Here is an 18,143-nt window from a genome sequence, read left to right as displayed (position 1 = left end):
CGCGACGGGATCAGGTCCATCCCTCCAGCACGATCTTGCCGCGCATGGCGCCGCTCTCGACCTTGCGATGCGCTTCGGCCAGCGTGGCCACGTCGATCGGCGACAGCCGTTCGGTCAGGGTCGAGCGGATACGGCCAGCGTCGACCAGCCGGGCGATCTCGTTCAGAATCTGGCCCTGTCGCCCCATATCGGGTGCCGGCGGGAGCGACCGGGTGAACATCAATTCCCAATGGATCGATACCGACTTCGCCTTGAACGGCACGATGTCGAACGTCTCGGGGTCGTCGATCAGCCCGAACCGCCCCTCCGCCGCGATCAGCTCCGCAATGTCGAGGCGATGCCGGTCGGAATGGGTGGTCGAGAAGACGAAGGCCGGCGCGCCGATCCCGAGTGCCGCGACCTGCGGTGGCAGGGGTTGCGCATGGTCGAGGACATGGTGCGCGCCCATCGCCTCCGCCCAGGCCCGCGTTTCGGGGCGGGAGGCGGTCGCGATCACCGTCAGGTCGGTCAGCTGCCGTGCCAGCTGGATCGCGATCGACCCGACCCCGCCCGCGCCGCCGATGATCAGGATCGCGGGCGCGGCGCCGACGACGGGACGATTCACGTCGAGCCGGTCGAACAGCATCTCCCAAGCGGTCACGCCGGTGAGGGGCAGCGCGGCGGCTTCGGCCCAGTCGAGATTGGCGGGCTTGGCGCCGACCAACCGCTCGTCGACGATATGCAGTTCCGCATTCGCGCCCGACCGCCCGATCTCCCCGGCATAGGCCACCGCGTCGCCGACACGAAACAGCGACACGTCCGGCCCGATGCCGCGGACGATACCGCTGGCATCCCAGCCGATCACGCGCTCGCCCTCCTGTTGCAGGACATGGCCGCCGCGCACCTTCACATCGACCGGATTGACCGACACCGCCTTCACCTCGACCAGCAGTTCGCGGCCGGTCGGGACGGGATCGGGGCGGTCGAGTTCGACGAGGGCGTCGGGACGGTCGATGGGTCCGGTGTCACGATATCCGATGGCGCGCATGGTCATTCTCCGAAAGGCTATGGTTCAGTGTTGGACGATCGGGGAAGATCCCCCGCTGCGACGGGCCGGACGGTCGCGAACGGCGAACAGCATCACCAGCGCCGCCGCCGCCATCGCGGCACCCGCCAGCGACACCGCCGGATAGCCCCATCCCGCCCCGATCACGCCGCCGCCCAGCGCCGCGCCGATGGCGTTGCCAAGGTTGAACGCACCGATGTTCATGGCGGATGCGAGGTTCGGTGCCTCGGCGGCCGCTTCCATCACTCGCATCTGCAACGGCGGCACGATCGCGAAGCTGGCAATGCCCCAGACCAGGATGGCGATGGCGACCGCCACCGGCCAGTGCATCATCCCCGCGAACGCGACCAGTACGGCGGCAAGGACGAGGAAGCTGCCGACCAGCGTCCGCTCGACCGAACGGTCGGCCAGCCTGCCGCCGACCATGTTCCCGATCGTCAGGCCGATGCCGTACAGCACCAGCATCGCGGTCACGAACCCGGTCGAGGCCTGCGTCTCATCGCGCAGGATCGGCACGATATAGGTGAAGACGGTGAACATCGCGCTCGCGCCCACGACCGTCAGCGCCAGCGCCAGCAGCACCGGCCTTCGCGCCAGCACGCCCAGCTCGGCGCGCATGTCGCCCCCCTCGGCAGCGGGCAGCGACGGCAGCGCGAACCGCAGCGACAGCATCGCCACGACGCCGACCCCCGCAATCCCGGCAAAGGCGGTGCGCCAGCCCAGCGCCTCGCTCGCCCAGGTCGCCAGCGGCACGCCGCCGATCGTGGCGACCGTCAGCCCGGTGAACATCGCCGCCACCGCGCCTGCACGCTTGTCCGGCGCGACGAGGCCCGCCGCGACCACCGATCCCACGCCGAAGAAGGCACCGTGGTTGAACGACGTCACGATCCGCGCCGCCATCAACATCCAATAGCCATCGGCCAGCGCCGACAGCAGGTTGCCGAGCGTGAAGATGCCCATCAGCGCGATCAGCAGCGTCCGCCGGTTCATGCGGCCGGTGGTCAGCGTCATCAGCGGCGCGCCGACCACCACCCCCATCGCATAGGCGCTGACCAGCAGCCCCGCGACCGGAATGGAGACGCCTAGATCGGTCGCGATCGACGGCAGCATGCCCATCGGCGCGAACTCCGTCACGCCGATGCCGAAGGCACCGGCCGCCAGTGCGAGAAGAGCGGGGTTGAAGCGCATATCGACCTCCATCGTTGCTCGGGATGGAATGGCGATCGGCATCCAACCTGTGTAGCCTGTGATTCTGGCAAGCAGCTTTGCGGCGGAGGCACGAATGGACGTCAGCGGGCGATCGGGGGAAATGGCGGTGTTCGCCGCCGTCATGGAGCAGGGCAGCCTGTCCGCCGCCGCGCGCGCGCTCAAGCTGACGCCCTCGGCGGTCAGCCGGGTCATCGCGCGGATCGAGGCGCGGCTCGGCGTGCGGCTGCTGATCCGCACGACCCGGACGCTGTCCCTGACCGCCGAAGGTCAGGCCTATCTGCGCGCTGCGCGCCGCATCCTCGCCGACCTGACCGAGGTGGAGGAGGCCATCGCCGACCAGGCGTCGCCACGCGGGCGGGTGCGCCTCACCGCCTCGCTCGCCCATGGCCGTCTCTATGTCGTGCCGCTGCTGGCGGAATTCACCGCGCGCTATCCAGACATCCTCGTCGACCTCAACCTCAGCGACCGGGTCATGGACGTGCTCGCCGGACAGGCCGATGTCGCGATCCGCTTCGGCCAGCTCGCCGACAGTCCGCTGACCGCGCGCCGCATCGGCGTGACCGGTCGGGTGGTGGTCGCCTCGCCCGCCTATCTTGCGCGCCACGGCACCCCGGAGCAGCCCGAAGACCTGTTCCGGCACAATTGCCTCAGCTTCAACTTCCGCCGTGCCGAACCGGGCTGGCCGTTCCGTCGCGACGGCGTCGACATGGCGCTGGACGTGACCGGCTCGATCGAGGCCAATAGCGGTGAATCGCTGGCCCAGCTCGCGGTCGGCGGTGTCGGGATCGCCCGGATCGGGCGGTTCGCGGTGGTGGACGAACTGGCCGATGGCCGGCTGGTCCCGCTGCTCGAAGCGTTCAACCCGCAGGACCGCGAGCCGCTCCACTTGCTCTTCGTCGGCGGCTCGACCACCCCGGCGCGGGTGCGCGTGCTGGTCGACTTCCTCGCCGAACGGCTCGGCGACCGGGCGTAAGGCGGTCCGTTGGACGATGCGCAGCGCCAATGTCGGACCGGCGAGCGGAAAAGCCGATCCACCCGTTCCGATCCTTCCCCGACCCCACCGATACGGCGAAACCTTGCTCGTTGCGCGCAACGGCGCATCCGACCGGACCATCCCGGCACGACAGGCGCCTCGGGCAAGCTGCCGTGCGCGCCCCATCGCACCTTAGCGACCCATGGCCATGGCCGGTCGAACCTGCCGTCGGCGCGTGGCTTGCGCAGCCTTCGCTTGTCACGCCCCTGCAAACCCGCATAGTCGCGCGTCCTACCGATCGGAGCACCTCTTGTCCCACGACCCTGCCCAGACCGACATCCTCATCATCGGGTCGGGCGCCGCCGGCCTGACGGCCGCGCTGCACCTTGCCGAGCGGTTCCGCGTCACCGTGCTGGCCAAGGGTGCGCTGAACGAAGGGTCGACGGCCTGGGCGCAGGGCGGGATCGCGGCGGTGCTGGAGCCGGGCGATACGTTCGACAACCATGTCGACGACACGATGGTCGCCGGTGCGGGTCTCAACGACCGTGCCACTGTCGAGTTCGTGGTCGAGGGCGCCCCGGCGGCGATCGAACGGCTCGCGGCGCTGGGCGTGCCGTTCAACATGGATGGCGAGGCGCTGCACCTGACGCGGGAGGGCGGCCATTCGCACCGCCGCATCGTCCATGTCGACGACGCGACCGGCTGGGCGGTGCAGGAAGCGCTGATCCGCGCGGCGCGGGCGCATCCCAACGTGACGCTGCTGCCCGACATGGTCGCGGTCGACCTTGCCACCAGCCGGCACGAGCAGCGTTATTCGGGCGCGGGCAATGTCTGGGGCGTCTATGCGTTCAACCGCGCCACCGACCGCGTCGAACTGTACACCGCACGCGCGACCATCCTCGCCACCGGCGGGGCGGGGCGGACCTATTTGTTCAGCACCGCCCCGCGCGGCGCGACCGGCGACGGGATCGCGATGGCGTGGCGCGCCGGGTGCCGCGTGTCGAACATGGAATTCATGCAGTTCCACCCGACCTGCCTCTACAATCTGGAGGTCAAGAACTTCCTGATCACCGAAGCGGTGCGCGGCGAGGGGGGCAAGCTGATCAACCCGACCACGGGCAAGAATTTCATGCCCTATTACGATGCGCGCGCCGAACTGGCGCCGCGCGACATCGTCGCACGCGCGATCGATGCCGAGATCAAGCGCTTCGGCCTCGACTATGTCCATCTCGACATCAGCCATATGCCGCCCGAATTCGTGCGCGGCCATTTCCCCAATATCTACGAGAAACTGCTCGGCCTCGGCATCGACATGACGACCCAGCCGATCCCGGTCGTGCCCGCGCAGCATTACACATGTGGCGGCGTGGTGATCGATCGCGACGGGCGCACCGACCTGCCCGGCCTGTATGCGGTCGGCGAGGTATCGCAATCGGGGCTGCACGGCGCCAATCGCCTCGCGTCCAACTCGCTGCTCGAATGTTTCGTGTTCGGCGAGGCGGCGGCACGCGACATCGCCGCGCGCTGGGACACGCTTCCGCCGCCGCCCGCGATCCGGCCATGGGACGAAAGCCGCGTGACCGATTCGGACGAAGAGGTGGTCATCAAGCAGAACTGGACCGAGATCCGCCGCTTCATGTGGAATTATGTCGGCATCGTCCGCTCGACCAAGCGGCTCGAGCGCGCCCGGCACCGTATCGCGATGCTGACCGAGGAAGTCGCCGACTATTACGGCCATTTCCGCGTCACGCCCGACCTGATCGAACTGCGCAACCTGTTGCAATCGGCCGATCTGATCGTGCGCTCGGCACTGCATCGCAAGGAGAGCCGGGGCCTGCACTATACGCTCGATTACCCGGAAACGGCGGCGGAGGCGGTCGACACGATCCTCGTCCCTTGACGCTGGCGCTCGATCCACTTGCGTGGAAGCGGCACCGGTCCACTCCCCCACCCGACCACCCATAGCATATCCTGACTGGGTGGTCGGGTGGGGGAGTGGACCGGTGCCGCCCTGATCCGGCTTGGCCGGATCAGGTTAACCTGATCGGTTTCCGCCATTCGTCGCCGCTGCGGGGGGATTCGTCGCAACTGCCGATAGATGCCTTGTACTATTAACCTCCATCGCAGCATGGTCGCCGCTGGACGGGGTGAGATGATCGTGCAGATGCTGAAGAAGGTCCGGCCGCTGAATGCGGCGCTGGTGTTGGGACTGATCGCGCTGGGCGGCGTCGGGCTGACGACGCGTACCTTGCCGCCCGCCGCGCAGGCGGCGGTGCCCAAGGCGGCGGTGCCCGTGCCGTTGCCCGCGGCGACGCGGCCTGCTCCGGCGGCGCTGGTCGCGGCGATCAACGCGCTGGGCGGCGGGTTCCAGGGCAAGGTCGGCATCGCGGTGCGCAGCATCGACGAGGGCTGGGTCGTCGGCCATGCGATGGACCAGCGCATGCCGCAGCAATCGGTCAGCAAGCTGTGGGTCGCGCTGACCACGATGAACGCGATCGACGAGGGCAAGCTGTCGCTGACCACGCCGGTCACGATCACCCGCAGCGACCTGACGCTGTTTCATCAGCCGATCGCCTATCTGATGAAGGACGGCGTGTTCAGGACGACGGTCGGCGACCTGCTGCGCCGCGCGCTGACGCTCAGCGACAATACCGCCAACGACAAGCTGCTGAACCTGGCGGGCGGGCCGGTGGCGGTACGCGACTTCATCGCCAGCCGGGGCCTCGGCAATATCCGCTTCGGTCCGGGCGAACGGCTGTTGCAGGCAAAGACCGCCGGGCTGCCGTGGAAACAGGAATATTCGCAGGGCAATGCCTTTGCCCAGGCGCGCGCGCGGCTCGATCCCAATGTCCGCCGCGCCGCCTATCAGGCCTATGTCGCCGATCCGCCCGATGGTGCCGGGGCGGGCGCGATCGCCGACGCGCTGGCGCGGCTACGCCATGGCATGTTGCTGACGCCGCAATCGACCAGCTGGCTGCTCGACACGATGAGCCATACCCGCACCGGCCGTGCCCGCCTTCGCGCGGCGCTGCCCGCGGGATGGAGCGTCGCGCACAAGACCGGGACCGGACAGGATCTGGGCGGGCGGACGGCCGGCTTCAACGATGTCGGCATCCTCACCGCGCCCGACGGCAAATCCTATGCCGTGGCGGTGATGATCGGCGACACCGCCCGGCCGGTGCCCGAGCGGCAGCAGTTGATCCAGACGGTGGTGTCGGCGATCGTCGCGATGCACGGATAGGGACGCTACCCCTGGCCCCCCGCCTGTGCGGGGGTACGGTTCACCGTCTTGCCAGCACCCGCGGCCCGACACCCTTGTCGGTAATCACCACCGGCGCGATGCTGCCATCGGCCCGGAAATAGAGTCGGTCGATCGCGATCTCGCGATGGTTGCCGTCGCTCTCGCTCAAGGGACGGCGGTGATAGACGATGTACCAGTCGTCGGTGCCCGGGATCTGCAACAGCGAATGGTGCCCCGCCCCACGCGCCACCCGCGCATCCTGCTGCAACACCACGCCGCGCGGGCTGAACGGCCCGGTCGCACTCGGCCCCGTCGCATAGGCGACACGGTAATCCGGCCCGGTCCAGTCGCCTTCCGACCACATCAGGTAATAGACGCCGTTCCGCTTCGCCATGAACGGCCCCTCGACATAATCGGGCGAGGGGGTGATCGACTTGAACGTCGTCCCGTCGGCGAACGGCACGATGCCGGTCAGCGTATCGGACAGCCGCACGACATTGCAGTGCTTCCACCCGCCATAATAGAGAAAGACCTGTCCGTCATCGTCGCGGAACGCCATCTGGTCGATCGGCTGCGCGCCGTTCACGATCCTGCCGATCAGCGGTTTGCCGATGGCATCGCGAAACGGCCCCTCCGGCCGATCCGCCACTGCGACGCCGATCCCGCCGGTCTGGGCATCGTTCTTGATGTCGTTCGCGCCGAAGAACAGATAATAGCGCCCGCGATGTTCGATGGCCGAGGGCGCCCACATCGAATAGGCCGCCCAGCCGACCCGTTCGACGTCGAGCACGCGCGGGTGCCGCGTCCATCGGACCAGATCGGGGGAGGAAAAGGCGTCGAGAAAGGTCTGGCGGAGGAACGGGTGCCAGATATGCGGCGCGCGGCGTTCGGTCGCCTGCCATGGCGTGAAGCGGCTCTGCGGCGCGGGCGTGCCCTTGTCGGCGCTGTAGGTCGGATAGATCCAGTAGCGATCACCGAAGATGCGGATCTCGGGATCGGCATACCAGCCGGCGATCGGCGGATTGGCCGCCAGTGCCGCGCGCGGCAGGGCCAGTGACGCGCCGAGCCCGGCCAGCAGCGTCCGGCGGTGGATGGTCAGGTCAGCGATAGTCGGCAATGGCATAGGTCCCCTCCGTCGCCGCAACGCGCGGCCCGACGATCGCGACCGCGGCACCCGCTGCCTTGCCCGCCGCGACGCCGGCCGGCGAATCCTCGAACACCAGACAGTCGGCGATCGCGACGCCCAGCCGGTCGGCGGCGAGGCGGAAGCCCTGCGGGTCGGGTTTGCCCTGTGTGACGTCCTCGGCAGTGACGAACACATCGGGCGCCGGCAATCCGACCGCGCGCAACCGCACTCCGGCGAGATTGCGCGGCGCGGAGGTGACGATCGCCCATTGGTCGGGCGTAAGGCTGGCGATCAGGTCATGAATGCCCGCGATCGCAACGACGCCCTCGACATCTTCCAGCTCGGCGGCGTTCAGCCATGCCGCTTCGGCATCGACATCCATGCCCGGTGTGGCGAAGCGGCGCACGGTGTCCTCGCCGCGCACCCCGTGACAGACCGCGATCAGCGCCTCCGCATCGATGGCATGGCGGTCGCACCACCGCCGCCACACGCGTTCGACGGCTTCGGACGAATCGAGCAACGTTCCGTCCATGTCGAACAGGAACGCGGCGTAATGGGTGTCACGGAACAACGGCATCGCGGCGTCGTACCGGGTGACGGCGGGGGAGGCAAACGAACCTTGGTTGCCCCATCCCCGGAGGTGCCCCCGCGCAGGCGGGGGCCTGGAGCCAAGCAAAACAAGCGCTTGCGTTTGCCGCTCTGGACCCCCGCCGGCGCGGGGGTACGGTATCGACGGGGAAGTGTACCGCCCCGATCAATGCCGGAAGTGGCGCATCCCCGTGAACACCATCGCAAGGCCCGCTTCGTCCGCCGCCGCGATGACCTCTTCGTCGCGGATCGATCCGCCCGGCTGGATCACCGCCGTCGCCCCCGCCTCGACCGCCGCCAGCAGCCCGTCGGCGAAGGGGAAGAAGGCGTCCGACGCGACCGCCGACCCGATGGTGCGTGGGGTTGCCCAGCCGGCCTTGTCCGCCGCATCCTTTGCCTTCCATGCGGCGATGCGCGCCGATTCCAGCCGGTTCATCTGCCCCGCACCGATGCCGGCGGTGCTGCCGTCCTTGGCATAGACGATCGCGTTCGACTTGACGTGCTTGGCGACCGTCCACGCGAAGCGGCAGTCGACCAGTTCCTGTTCGGTCGGCTGACGCTTCGTCACGACCTTCAACGCGACCTGCGCCAGATTGCCGGCATCGCGCGACTGGACCAGCAGCCCGCCGGCGATGGTCTTGACGGTCAGCCCGCCGCGCGCCGGATCGGGCAGGTCGCCGGTCAGCAGCAGGCGCAGATTCTTCTTGGCGGCGAACACCGCCTTGGCTTCGTCATCGGCCGCCGGCGCCGCGACGACTTCGGTGAAGATGCCGCTGATCGCACGCGCGGTTTCGCCGTCCAGCGGGCGGTTGACGGCGATGATCCCGCCGAACGCCGACACGCTGTCGCACGCCAGGGCGGCCTGATATGCCTCGATCAGCGTCGCACCGGTCGCGACGCCGCACGGATTGGCGTGCTTGACGATCACCACGGTCGGCGGCCCGTCGCGGAATTCGCTGACCAGCTCCAGCGCGGCATCGGCGTCGTTGTAGTTGTTGTAGCTCAGCGCCTTGCCCTGCACCTGCTCGGCCTGCGCGATGCCACGCGCGGCGGGGCCGCGCGGAATATAGAGCGACGCCGACTGATGCGGGTTCTCACCATAGCGCAGCTCTGCGCCGCGCGTGAAGGCAAGGGGAAGGGTGTCGGGAAATGCCTGCCCCTGATCGGCAAAGGCGAACCACTGCGCGATCGCCGAATCATATGCGGCGGTCGCGGCATAGGCTTTCGCGGCGAAGCGACGACGGGTGGCGAGGCTGGTGCCGCCATCCGCGTCCAGTTCCGCGATCAGCGTGGCATAATCGGCCGGATCGGTGACGATCGCCACCGCATCATGGTTCTTCGCGGCCGATCGCACCATCGACGGGCCGCCGATATCGATATTCTCGATGATCGTGTCGCGATCGGCGCCCTTGGCCACGGTCGCCTCGAACGGATAGAGGTTGACGACGACGATATCGATCGCGCCGATGCCATGTTCCTGCATCGATGCGACATGTTCGGCATTGTCGCGCACCGCCAGCAACCCGCCATGCACGATCGGGTGCAGCGTCTTGACCCGTCCGTCCATCATCTCAGGGAAGCCGGTCAGGTCGGAAATATCGCGGACGGAGAGGCCGGCATCGCGCAGCGTCGCGGCGGTCCCGCCGGTGGACACCAGTTCGACCCCATGGCGGGCAAGGGCGGTGGCGAGGTCGACGATGCCGCTCTTGTCGGAAACCGAGAGGAGCGCGCGCTGCGGGGTGACATGATCCATGGGCGCGCCCTTTCGCGCGAATGGGGCGAATGGGCAAGGGGGCGCGGCTTGCGACCTCTGGACCGGTACGATAGCATCGCCGCGGATTGGAACCGGGGTAGGGAAAATGGTCCAGTAGTTCCGCTGATACGCGGCACGAAGGGGCGGCACGGTCCGCCCGATGACCCTCTTTATCCGGAATCCATCATGCAACGTCTGCAATCGAAGATCTGCGTCGTCACCGGCGCGGCGCGCGGCATCGGCCATGCCATCGCAGCCCGCTTCCACGAAGAGGGCGGCACCGTCATCCTGACCGATATCGACGAGGCCGCCGGCCGCGCCGCCGCCGCCGCGATCGGCTGTCGCTTTCTGCCCCTCGACGTACGCCAGGAGGATGACTGGGCGCGCCTCGCCGCCGGAGTGCCGATCGCCGATGTCGTCGTCAACAACGCCGGGGTGACGGGGTTCGAAGGCGGCATGGTTGCGCACGATCCCGAACATGCGTCGCTGGCCGACTGGCGCGCGGTCCATGAAGTCAATCTCGACGGGACCTTTCTCGGGTGTCGCTATGCGATCGGCGCGATGAAGGCGGAAGGGACCGGATCGATCATCAACATCTCGTCGCGGTCGGGGCTGGTCGGTATCCCCGGCGCAGCGGCCTATGCATCGTCGAAGGCCGCGATCCGCAACCATAGCAAGAGCGTCGCGCTCTATTGCGCGCAGAACGGCTGGCGCATCCGCTGCAACTCGGTCCACCCGGCGGCGATCCTCACCCCGATCTGGGAACCGATGCTGGGCGACGGCGCAGACCGGGAGGCACGCATGGCAGCACTGGTCGCCGACACGCCGCTCAAACGCTTCGGCCTTCCGGAGGAAGTCGCCGCGGTGGCGGCGATGCTCGCGTCCGACGAAGCGACCTATATCACCGGGACCGAAGTCAATATCGACGGCGGATTGCTCGCCGGATCGGCGGCGTCGCCGGGGTGATCCCCTACCGCGCCCGGTGGAACCGCCACGAAAAGTCATGCCCCCCCGGCGGGGTCGCGCCCGACAGCACCAGCTGGAACGTCGCGACCGGCATGCCCGCATCGTCGATCCACAGGCTTTCCTCGACACCCAGCGTCGCGCCCTTGCAGCGGAATTGCCACACCGGCCCGTCGGGCACGCGCAGGAACGCGGCCTGCCCATCGGGCGTCGGCGCGATCTCGATTCCCGGCGCCAGATGAAAGCGTGCGACGAAGCCGGTATCGCCCTTGCGCCCGCGCCGGCCGGTCGGGATCAGCATATCCTCGCCCTGCACGTCGCGTCCATCGGCGGAAAGGGTCAGGACGCGGCGATGCTGGAAGCCGAGACGCTTGGCATAGCCGTCATGCGCGACCTCGATCCGGCTGATCGCGTCGCTTTCCTGCCGCGCCATGTCGACCACGCCGACGCCCTTGCCCAGCGATCCGTCGGCGTGGATCGCGGTCGAATTGGCATCGTCGAGCACCAGCGTCGAATGCGCGGCGGTGGTGCGCAGCGCGCGGCGCAGTTCGGGGGACAACGTCAGCAGCGCCGCGCCCGCCCCGCCGCAATTGACGACGATCCGCTGCCCCTGATCGGACAGTTCGAACGCCAGCGTCGACGCGCAGCCTTCGCGCGCCGCCCGCGCCACCGGCGGCGGCGCGGAATCGACGATCAGCACGGTCCGCCCCGCCGCCAGCCGTTGATAGCCCCAGTCGCCGGCATGGCGAAGCGGCCGGGTGCGCACGCCGGTCGCGGCGACGACATCGGCGATGCGATCGCCATCGACCGGCCCCGATCCCTGCCAGCAGGCGAGGCCACCCTCGCCATGACACACGCCCAGCAGCGCCGCGACCATCCGGGTCAGCGCCAGTTGCTGCGCCTCGGGCACGTCGAGCCGCCGCGCGGCATAGATTTCGCGCAGTGCCGTCAGCGTCATCACCACGTCGAGCTGATCGGCCGGCGATCGGCTGACGATGCCGCCATCCTCGAACACGCCGGTGGTCAGCGCACGCGCAAGACCATGCTCGCCGAAGCTGCGCCGGGGATCGCCGCCGGGAATGACAAGGCCCGCCGCCACCACGCCCGCCCATGCGGTGATCGCGCGGATCCCCGCCGGGGCCTTGCCCGCCTCGCCGTCCAGATGCCGGGCGGCGCGGGCGATGGTGTTGAGTACGCGCGACCGATAGACGAGGTCGGTCGACGACAGGATCAGCGGCGCATGCGCGATCCAGAACAGCAGCCGCCGCCCGGTCAGATGCGGGCCCCAGGCCGGTTCCGACACCCGGTCGCCATGCGCGTTCAGCCATTGCAGCATCAGCGTCTCGGCGATCGGCACCGCCGTCACGCGCGGCGCGACGCTCGACAGGTCGCGCAGCCACGCAAAGCTATGGAGATGCTCGGCAAAGGCGGCGGAGAATTTCGGCCGGTCGAGGCCCAGCCGATCGATCGGCACCGCTTCGCCACGAAACATCAGTTCGCCGCCCAGCAGCGCCTGCCCCCGGGCCAGATCGCCCAGAAACGGATCGTCGGCGATCGCGATCAGCTTCAGCGGATGCCGCCCTTTCAGCCGCAACCCGTGCAGCGGCGTGCGCCAGGCGAGGCGTTGCAGTTTCTCGGCAATCCGTTCGGACAGCGACAGCCCGGTGCCGCCGCCCTGCCGGACCAGCCTCTTGCCGACGTCGATGCCGTCGCGGGGTTCGTCGATCGGCTGGGGCGGGGTCATGCGCCCCGCAATGCGGCGATGTTCGCGGCATAGGCGGTGGGGCCGCCGGTAAAGGTCGCGGTGCCGGCGACCAGACAGTCTGCCCCCGCCGCGATCGCCTTGGGCGCGGTCGCGCGGTCGATGCCGCCATCGACCTGCAAATCGATCTGCCGCCCGGTCGCGTCGATGCGGGCGCGCAACTGTTCGATCTTGCGCAACTGGCTGTCGATGAACTTCTGCCCGCCAAAGCCGGGATTGACGCTCATCACCAGCAACAGGTCGGTCAGGTCGAGGACATGGTCGACCACCTCGACCGGCGTTCCCGGGTTGAGCACCACGCCCGCACGCTTGCCCAGCGTCTTGATCCGCTGCAGCGTGCGATGGAGGTGCGGCCCCGATTCCGGATGCACCGACAGGATATCGGCCCCGGCCTCTGCAAATGCCTCGACCAGCGGATCGACCGGCGACACCATCAGATGGACGTCGAACGGCTTGGCGCTATGCGGGCGCAGCGCCTTCACCACCGCCGGGCCGATCGTCAGATTGGGGACGAAATGCCCGTCCATGACGTCGATATGGATCCAGTCGGCGCCGGCGGCATCGATGGCACGGACTTCTTCGCCCAGCTTGGCGAAATCGGCGGACAGGATGGAGGGGGCGATGCGGACCGGTTGCATGGAATGCGTCCTAGCATGGTCTCATCATGCGGCAAGGGAAGGGTAGGAGAAGAAGCAAGAATTGGTTCGCGCGGGCGCGGAAGAGGAAGAATTTGGTTTCGCGCGAAGGCGCGAAGGACGCAAAGGGGTTGCGTCACGGGCGACCCGACCGCGATCGGAAGACCCCGCTGCCGAATGCCGCTACCGCGGCGAGACACGCAACCCCTTCGCGTCCTTTGCGCCTTCGCGCGATCAACCCCTTTTTCTACCCGCGCCTTCGCGTGAACCAATCCTCCCTAGGAACGCCGCAACCGCACGATGAAGAACCCGTCCATCCCGCCCTTGTCGGCCAGCATCCCCGGCAGCGTCCGCACATAGCCTTCGCGGTGCGGCTCGACGCCAACGGGCAGTTCGTCCGCCGTCGCCGGCTCGATCGCGTAATCGCTGCGGCTGCCCAGAAACCGGGTAAGCTGCGCCTCGCCCTCAGCGGGTTCGAGCGAACAGGTGGCATAGACCAGCCGCCCGCCCGGCTTCACCCAGTCGGCGGCGCGCGCCAGCAACCTTGCCTGAAGCGCCGCCGTCTCGGCGATCACGCTCGGCCGCACCCGGTGCAGCACGTCGGGATGGCGGCGGAAGATGCCGGTCGCGCTGCACGGCGCGTCGAGCAGCACCGCATCGGCCGGCGCCCCCGGCTTCCATACCAAAGCATCGCCGGTCACCACCGACGCCGTCAGCCCGGTCCGCTCCAGATTCTCGCGCAACCGCCCCAGCCGGCTCTCCGAATTGTCGAGCGCGGTCACGTCCCACCCGGCGGCGGCGAGTTGCAGCGTCTTGCCGCCCGGTGCCGCGCACAGATCGATCGCGCTGCCCGGCCCCTTGCCCAGCAGCCGCGCCGGGATCGACGCCGCCAGATCCTGCACCCACCATTCGCCCTCGGCATAGCCGGGCAGGTCGGGGATCGACACCGCATCGGTGAGCCGCCGGTGATGCGCCGCGAGCGCCTTGCCCTCCGGCCCGGCCTCGCCCTTCAGCGACAGGTCGACCGGCGGCTGTTGCGCGATGGCGCGTGCCGCCTCAATCACCATGTCCTCGCCCCATGCCGCGCACCAGCGGGCATCGGTATCGGCGGGCAGCGTCGCCGCATCGGGCAGCCGTGCGTTGTTGCGCATCAGCGTCCCGAACACGCCATGCACCAGCTTGCGCGGCCCGCCATCGACCAGCGGCAGCACCGTCGCGATCGCCGCATGCGGCGGGGTGTTCAGCACCAATGCCTGCCCCAGCGCGATACGCAGCACGAACCGCGCCTTGGCATCGTCGGGCAATTGCCGCTGCGTCGCGCTGTCGATCAGCGCGTCGAGATCGGGCAGCCGCCGCAGCACCGCCGCCGCGATCGCATGGGCGAGGCCACGATCCTCGCGCCGGTCGAGTTCCTGCGTCGCGCTGGCCAGCGCCGCCTCCAGCGGCAATCCCCGCCGGATAACGGCGTCGAGCAGCCTGAGCGCAGCCCGCCGCGCGGGCACGCCGGGCGGTTCGGGGGCAAGGCGGGGCCGGGCCGCGCGGCGGCGTTCCGGCGAAGTTGGTCGATCGATCACTTGAATCCTGTCGCTGGTCCGCCAAGTGCATCCTGACGAACCGTGATGGAGTCTCCTATGGGCAACCGACCCCCGCATGTGAAGCCACCCGCGCACCTCTCCAAGTCGCCGCCGGTGCCGACGCCCGAACCGATGCCACCCAAATCGGATGTCGACGATCCCTTGGGGCTGAGCCCGACGCGCTATGGCGACTGGACGCACAAGGGGATCGCTGTCGATTTTTGAGGGGGGTGAGGGTATCGGTATTCCCGTTTCCGCATGTCGGACCGGACGTTTTGGGAAAGGCGATCGGGAACAGGTTTTAGGAAACACGGCAAAAGAAGGCGGCTTAATCGCATTCTGTGCGGCCGGTATCTCGGTAGTGTTTCTTTCGAGATTGGTGGAGCGCGCTTTGGTAGGCTTCCGGGAAAATTGCTCAGTTGGAGGCGGTTCTAAACAGCCACTCATTACTAGCTGTTGAAGCAGACGTATTCTTCATTGCCAGGATCGAGGCGTTATAGATTTTGGCATTCACAAAGTCGTTGGTGCTGACAAGCCGATCACGATCACGGGTCAGTTCCCTAACTATGTTTCTAGGTGTCGTCCAATCGATAGCACTTCCAAATGATGTTCCTCCATCGGCCTTTTGGAGTCCGATGCTCCATGTCGCCGATAGCTCTTCCGACGTATAGCCGAGGTTCTGAACCATGTTGGCCCTCACGACGGATAACTGTCCCACTGTCATGTGTTCATAGTCGTACTTACCAGATGGAAGCCCCTGAGATGCACTGATCGCATCAGCCTGCTTCTTGACGGCGAACCTTCGTTCGTTTTCGGGGATTTGCATGAGGCGGTTCCAAGAAGCCTCATCGACTACCGCACTAGCCGTCAATGACTTATCCGATAAAGCTGCTGCCGTTGCAGAAGTCTCATCCCGATCTCCCGAGGGCATCCTATTTGTCGATTTCGCTGCGGACAGGGCGTTCGCGAATGCGGCACCGGCAGTCGATACCTTCGATGGGTGCAAGATGGTGACCTTGGAAAAGCCACGAACTGATATCGTCATGCCCTTGCCCCGCTTTGCTGTTGTCCCTGCTGGTCAGCAAAATAGTGTAACGTGGTTAACCAAACGTGATTATGCGAAATCCAGAAGCTGTTCGCCAGACTCTTTACTATCGGCAAATCTCTTGCGCTTAGTTCCGACGCTTCCCAAAACACCATCCCAATTGGGAAGGCAGCATCGCCACCGCCATGAACCTGGCTACACGCAACGTTAGCGATTCCATTGCGCCCATGGAACGAACGCCCCCGTTCCGACTTATCGCAAGATGGTCAGGCTCGCGCGCCCGTGGCGGTTCATCCTTGGCGGCATCCTCGGCCTCGCACTCCTCATCCTGCTGATTCTCGCCGCCTTTCCGTGGGGCGTCCTCCGCGACCGGGTGAGCGCGCGTCTCGCACAGCGTTTCGGGTCGGACGTGTCGATCGGTACGATCGAACGGGTCGAGCCACTGTCCTTTTCGCCGACTCTGATCGTTCGCGACCTGACCATCGCCCAGCCGCATTGGGCTGGAAACGGCGATCTGGTCCGGCTGAAACGGGTGGATTTCCGCTTTAAGGTCTTGCCGTTGCTGCGCGGCAAGTTCGATCTGCAGGCACTCGCCATCGACGGCGGACGCGTCGCGATGGTCCGCACCCGCGACGGGCGCAAGAACTGGCAGCCTGACAAGCGCGGCGACAAAAGCTCGGCGGCGGCGATCACCAGCCTGTCGATCCGCGACCTCGTGATCGACTATCGCGACGCGGTGCAGAACCGCCGCTTCGCCGTCACCGTCGCCTCCGACGCCAACGGCTTCCGCGCCGGTGGCAATGGCGCGATCGACGAACGGCCGGTGCAGGTCGCGCTGACCGGCCCGACCATCCGTGGTGACGGACCCTGGCCGTTCCGGGCGCGGGTCGATGGGCCGACGATCACCGTCGATGCCAAGGGGGTGATGGCCTCGCCGCTCGGCACCAACCGCATGACCGTCGACCTGACCGCGCGCGCCAACGACCTGAAGACGCTCGACGCGCTGATAGAGGCCGGGCTGTTCGGTACCCAGCCGGTCAGGCTGACCGCGCGCGTCCGCCACGACGATCCGACCTGGGTGATCGAACGGCTGTCGGGCACGATCGGCCGGTCGAGCCTGACGTCCGCAAAGGCGACGGTCGGCAAGGAGGGCGACCGGACGAACATCGACGGCAGCCTGCATTTCGCCGACCTGTCGTTCGACGACCTCGCCACCGACGAAGGCCGCGCCCGTGCCATCGCGATCGAACGCCGCATCGGCCCGCGCGTCGTGCCGGGCACCCGCATCAATCTGGAGAAGATGGGCGGCGTCGACGGGCGGCTGGCGATCCGCGTCGACCGTCTGCTCGACATGGCGGGTTTGCGCAGCCTCGATACCGTGCTTGCGATCGATCGCAGCCGCCTGACCGTCGCCCCGTTGACGGTGCGTTTGGCACAGGGTCGGATTACCGGGCAGGTGGTGGTCGACCAGCGCGAGCGGACGACGCCCCGCGCGACCTTCGACCTGAAATTGGTCGATTCGCGTATCTCGACCTTCGCCGGCGGCGCCCCGGTCGATGCGCCGCTCCGCGCACGGCTGAAGCTGGTCGGTAGCGGCGACACGATCCGCGACGCGATCGGCCGGTCGGACGGCATAATCGGCTTTGCGGCGGCGGGCGGCACGTTGCCGGCGAAGATGGCCTCGCTGCTCGGCGCCGATGTCGCGCGCGGGCTGACCACCGACGAGGATGCGCGCGCCCGGCTGCGCTGCCTCGGGCTGCGGCTGAACGTCACCAACGGTATCGGCCGGATCGATCCGCTGCTGATCGACACCTCGCGCGCACAGACGCGGGGGCAGGGGGTGGTGCGCCTGTCCGACGAACGCCTGTCGATCGCGCTGACCGGCACGCCGAAACAGCGCACGCTGCTGCACCTCGATCAACCGGTCCGCATCGGCGGCCGCATCCAGGACCCCGACATCCGTATCCCGCCGGGCGTGAAGAGTGCGGGCGGCATCCTGCGCATGCTCGGCCGTGCGATCGGCGGCGACGATACGCCGCGCGCGGGCAATGCCGATTGCGGTGCGCTGGTGCGGCGGGTGCTGGGTTAGCGCTTTCCTACTTGTCCGCCCGGCGGCAGGATCGGCGACATGCCGGTCCCGTTCGTCCCTCCAGCCGCCGGATATCCCGATGATCGCACGAGGCAAGAGCCGCGCAAAGCTCCCTTCGTTGCGACGACGTTTCCGGTTAG

General features: G+C 67.8%; 15 protein-coding genes. 6 read left to right on the top strand and 9 right to left on the bottom strand.

Annotation, left to right across the window (positions count from 1 at the left end):
- Positions 1-10 precede the first annotated feature (10 nt).
- Complete coding sequence (locus ACZ1JS_RS14380) at positions 11-1,027, bottom strand: zinc-binding alcohol dehydrogenase family protein (protein WP_465168708.1); 1,017 nt, start codon at positions 1,025-1,027, stop codon at positions 11-13.
- A gap of 24 nt (positions 1,028-1,051) precedes the next feature.
- A complete protein-coding gene (locus ACZ1JS_RS14375; RefSeq protein WP_465166652.1) occupies positions 1,052-2,233 on the bottom strand; it encodes an MFS transporter in 1,182 nt (393 codons plus the stop codon).
- Positions 2,234-2,327: 94 nt separating this feature from the next.
- Here ACZ1JS_RS14375 and ACZ1JS_RS14370 point away from each other — a divergent pair, with 94 nt between their 5' ends.
- The 3 genes from ACZ1JS_RS14370 to ACZ1JS_RS14360 all read left to right on the top strand — a co-directional run bounded on the left by ACZ1JS_RS14370 (position 2,328) and on the right by ACZ1JS_RS14360 (position 6,468).
- Positions 2,328-3,227: a LysR family transcriptional regulator gene (locus tag ACZ1JS_RS14370; RefSeq protein ID WP_465168707.1), complete on the top strand. Its 900-nt coding sequence runs from the start codon at positions 2,328-2,330 to the stop codon at positions 3,225-3,227.
- 310 nt (positions 3,228-3,537) lie between these two features.
- On the top strand, positions 3,538-5,127 hold the full coding sequence (gene nadB, locus ACZ1JS_RS14365) for an L-aspartate oxidase (protein ID WP_345877320.1): 1,590 nt from the start codon (positions 3,538-3,540) through the stop codon (positions 5,125-5,127).
- Between the two features lie 228 nt (positions 5,128-5,355).
- Entirely contained in the window at positions 5,356-6,468 is a 1,113-nt protein-coding gene (locus ACZ1JS_RS14360; protein ID WP_465166651.1) for a serine hydrolase, read from the top strand.
- A gap of 40 nt (positions 6,469-6,508) precedes the next feature.
- Here ACZ1JS_RS14360 and ACZ1JS_RS14355 read toward each other — a convergent pair whose 3' ends face one another.
- From ACZ1JS_RS14355 to purH, 3 genes are all read right to left on the bottom strand, one after another.
- Complete coding sequence (locus tag ACZ1JS_RS14355; protein WP_465166650.1) at positions 6,509-7,591, bottom strand: glycoside hydrolase family 43 protein; 1,083 nt, start codon at positions 7,589-7,591, stop codon at positions 6,509-6,511.
- Positions 7,569-8,171 (bottom strand): HAD-IA family hydrolase, encoded by a 603-nt coding sequence (locus ACZ1JS_RS14350; RefSeq protein WP_465166649.1) that lies wholly within the window; start codon positions 8,169-8,171, stop codon positions 7,569-7,571. The genes ACZ1JS_RS14355 and ACZ1JS_RS14350 overlap by 23 nt, the downstream gene beginning before the upstream one ends.
- Before the next feature lie 177 nt (positions 8,172-8,348).
- A complete protein-coding gene (gene purH / locus ACZ1JS_RS14345; RefSeq protein ID WP_465166648.1) occupies positions 8,349-9,935 on the bottom strand; it encodes a bifunctional phosphoribosylaminoimidazolecarboxamide formyltransferase/IMP cyclohydrolase in 1,587 nt (528 codons plus the stop codon).
- Positions 9,936-10,121: 186 nt separating this feature from the next.
- Between purH and ACZ1JS_RS14340 the strand changes: the two genes are divergently transcribed.
- Positions 10,122-10,901, top strand: coding sequence for an SDR family oxidoreductase (locus ACZ1JS_RS14340; protein WP_465166647.1), 780 nt, complete (start codon positions 10,122-10,124; stop codon positions 10,899-10,901).
- A 4-nt stretch (positions 10,902-10,905) separates the two neighbouring features.
- Here ACZ1JS_RS14340 and ACZ1JS_RS14335 read toward each other — a convergent pair whose 3' ends face one another.
- From ACZ1JS_RS14335 to ACZ1JS_RS14325, 3 genes are all read right to left on the bottom strand, one after another.
- Positions 10,906-12,642, bottom strand: coding sequence for a heparinase II/III family protein (locus ACZ1JS_RS14335; protein WP_465166646.1), 1,737 nt, complete (start codon positions 12,640-12,642; stop codon positions 10,906-10,908).
- Entirely contained in the window at positions 12,639-13,298 is a 660-nt protein-coding gene (rpe, locus tag ACZ1JS_RS14330; protein WP_465166645.1) for a ribulose-phosphate 3-epimerase, read from the bottom strand. Before rpe ends, ACZ1JS_RS14335 begins: the two co-directional genes overlap by 4 nt.
- Positions 13,299-13,573: 275 nt before the next feature.
- Positions 13,574-14,866 (bottom strand): RsmB/NOP family class I SAM-dependent RNA methyltransferase, encoded by a 1,293-nt coding sequence (locus ACZ1JS_RS14325; RefSeq protein ID WP_465168706.1) that lies wholly within the window; start codon positions 14,864-14,866, stop codon positions 13,574-13,576.
- 60 nt (positions 14,867-14,926) lie between these two features.
- On the opposite strand from ACZ1JS_RS14325, the gene ACZ1JS_RS14320 reads away from it, so the two are divergent.
- Complete coding sequence (locus ACZ1JS_RS14320; protein WP_465166644.1) at positions 14,927-15,094, top strand: DUF1674 domain-containing protein; 168 nt, start codon at positions 14,927-14,929, stop codon at positions 15,092-15,094.
- Positions 15,095-15,284: 190 nt separating this feature from the next.
- Here ACZ1JS_RS14320 and ACZ1JS_RS14315 read toward each other — a convergent pair whose 3' ends face one another.
- Positions 15,285-15,914, bottom strand: a complete 630-nt coding sequence (locus ACZ1JS_RS14315) for a hypothetical protein (RefSeq protein WP_465166643.1) — start codon at positions 15,912-15,914, stop codon at positions 15,285-15,287.
- Positions 15,915-16,176: 262 nt separating this feature from the next.
- On the opposite strand from ACZ1JS_RS14315, the gene ACZ1JS_RS14310 reads away from it, so the two are divergent.
- Positions 16,177-18,003 carry an AsmA family protein gene (locus ACZ1JS_RS14310; protein ID WP_465166642.1) on the top strand — a complete coding sequence of 609 codons (1,827 nt, stop codon included), beginning with the start codon at positions 16,177-16,179 and terminating at the stop codon, positions 18,001-18,003.
- The last annotated feature ends 140 nt before the right edge of the window (positions 18,004-18,143 follow it).

The organism is Sphingomonas sp. BL-S-05, assembly GCF_055521695.1.
The sequence above is the reverse complement of the archived record's forward strand: the minus strand, read 5'-3'. Positions and strand labels throughout refer to the sequence as shown.

Bases quoted from the DNA above. Each gene is read 5' to 3' on its own strand.
- ACZ1JS_RS14380 (WP_465168708.1), bottom strand. From the start codon at position 1,027: ATGCGCGCCATCGGATATCGTGACACCGGACCCATCGACCGTCCCGAC.
- ACZ1JS_RS14375 (WP_465166652.1), bottom strand. From the start codon at position 2,233: ATGCGCTTCAACCCCGCTCTTCTCGCACTGGCGGCCGGTGCCTTCGGC.
- ACZ1JS_RS14370 (WP_465168707.1), top strand. From the start codon at position 2,328: ATGGACGTCAGCGGGCGATCGGGGGAAATGGCGGTGTTCGCCGCCGTC.
- ACZ1JS_RS14360 (WP_465166651.1), top strand. From the start codon at position 5,356: ATGGTCGCCGCTGGACGGGGTGAGATGATCGTGCAGATGCTGAAGAAG.
- ACZ1JS_RS14355 (WP_465166650.1), bottom strand. From the start codon at position 7,591: ATGCCATTGCCGACTATCGCTGACCTGACCATCCACCGCCGGACGCTG.
- ACZ1JS_RS14350 (WP_465166649.1), bottom strand. From the start codon at position 8,171: ATGCCGTTGTTCCGTGACACCCATTACGCCGCGTTCCTGTTCGACATG.
- purH (WP_465166648.1), bottom strand. From the start codon at position 9,935: ATGGATCATGTCACCCCGCAGCGCGCGCTCCTCTCGGTTTCCGACAAG.
- ACZ1JS_RS14340 (WP_465166647.1), top strand. From the start codon at position 10,122: ATGCAACGTCTGCAATCGAAGATCTGCGTCGTCACCGGCGCGGCGCGC.
- ACZ1JS_RS14335 (WP_465166646.1), bottom strand. From the start codon at position 12,642: ATGACCCCGCCCCAGCCGATCGACGAACCCCGCGACGGCATCGACGTC.
- rpe (WP_465166645.1), bottom strand. From the start codon at position 13,298: ATGCAACCGGTCCGCATCGCCCCCTCCATCCTGTCCGCCGATTTCGCC.
- ACZ1JS_RS14320 (WP_465166644.1), top strand. From the start codon at position 14,927: ATGGGCAACCGACCCCCGCATGTGAAGCCACCCGCGCACCTCTCCAAG.
- ACZ1JS_RS14315 (WP_465166643.1), bottom strand. From the start codon at position 15,914: ATGACGATATCAGTTCGTGGCTTTTCCAAGGTCACCATCTTGCACCCA.
- ACZ1JS_RS14310 (WP_465166642.1), top strand. From the start codon at position 16,177: ATGGTCAGGCTCGCGCGCCCGTGGCGGTTCATCCTTGGCGGCATCCTC.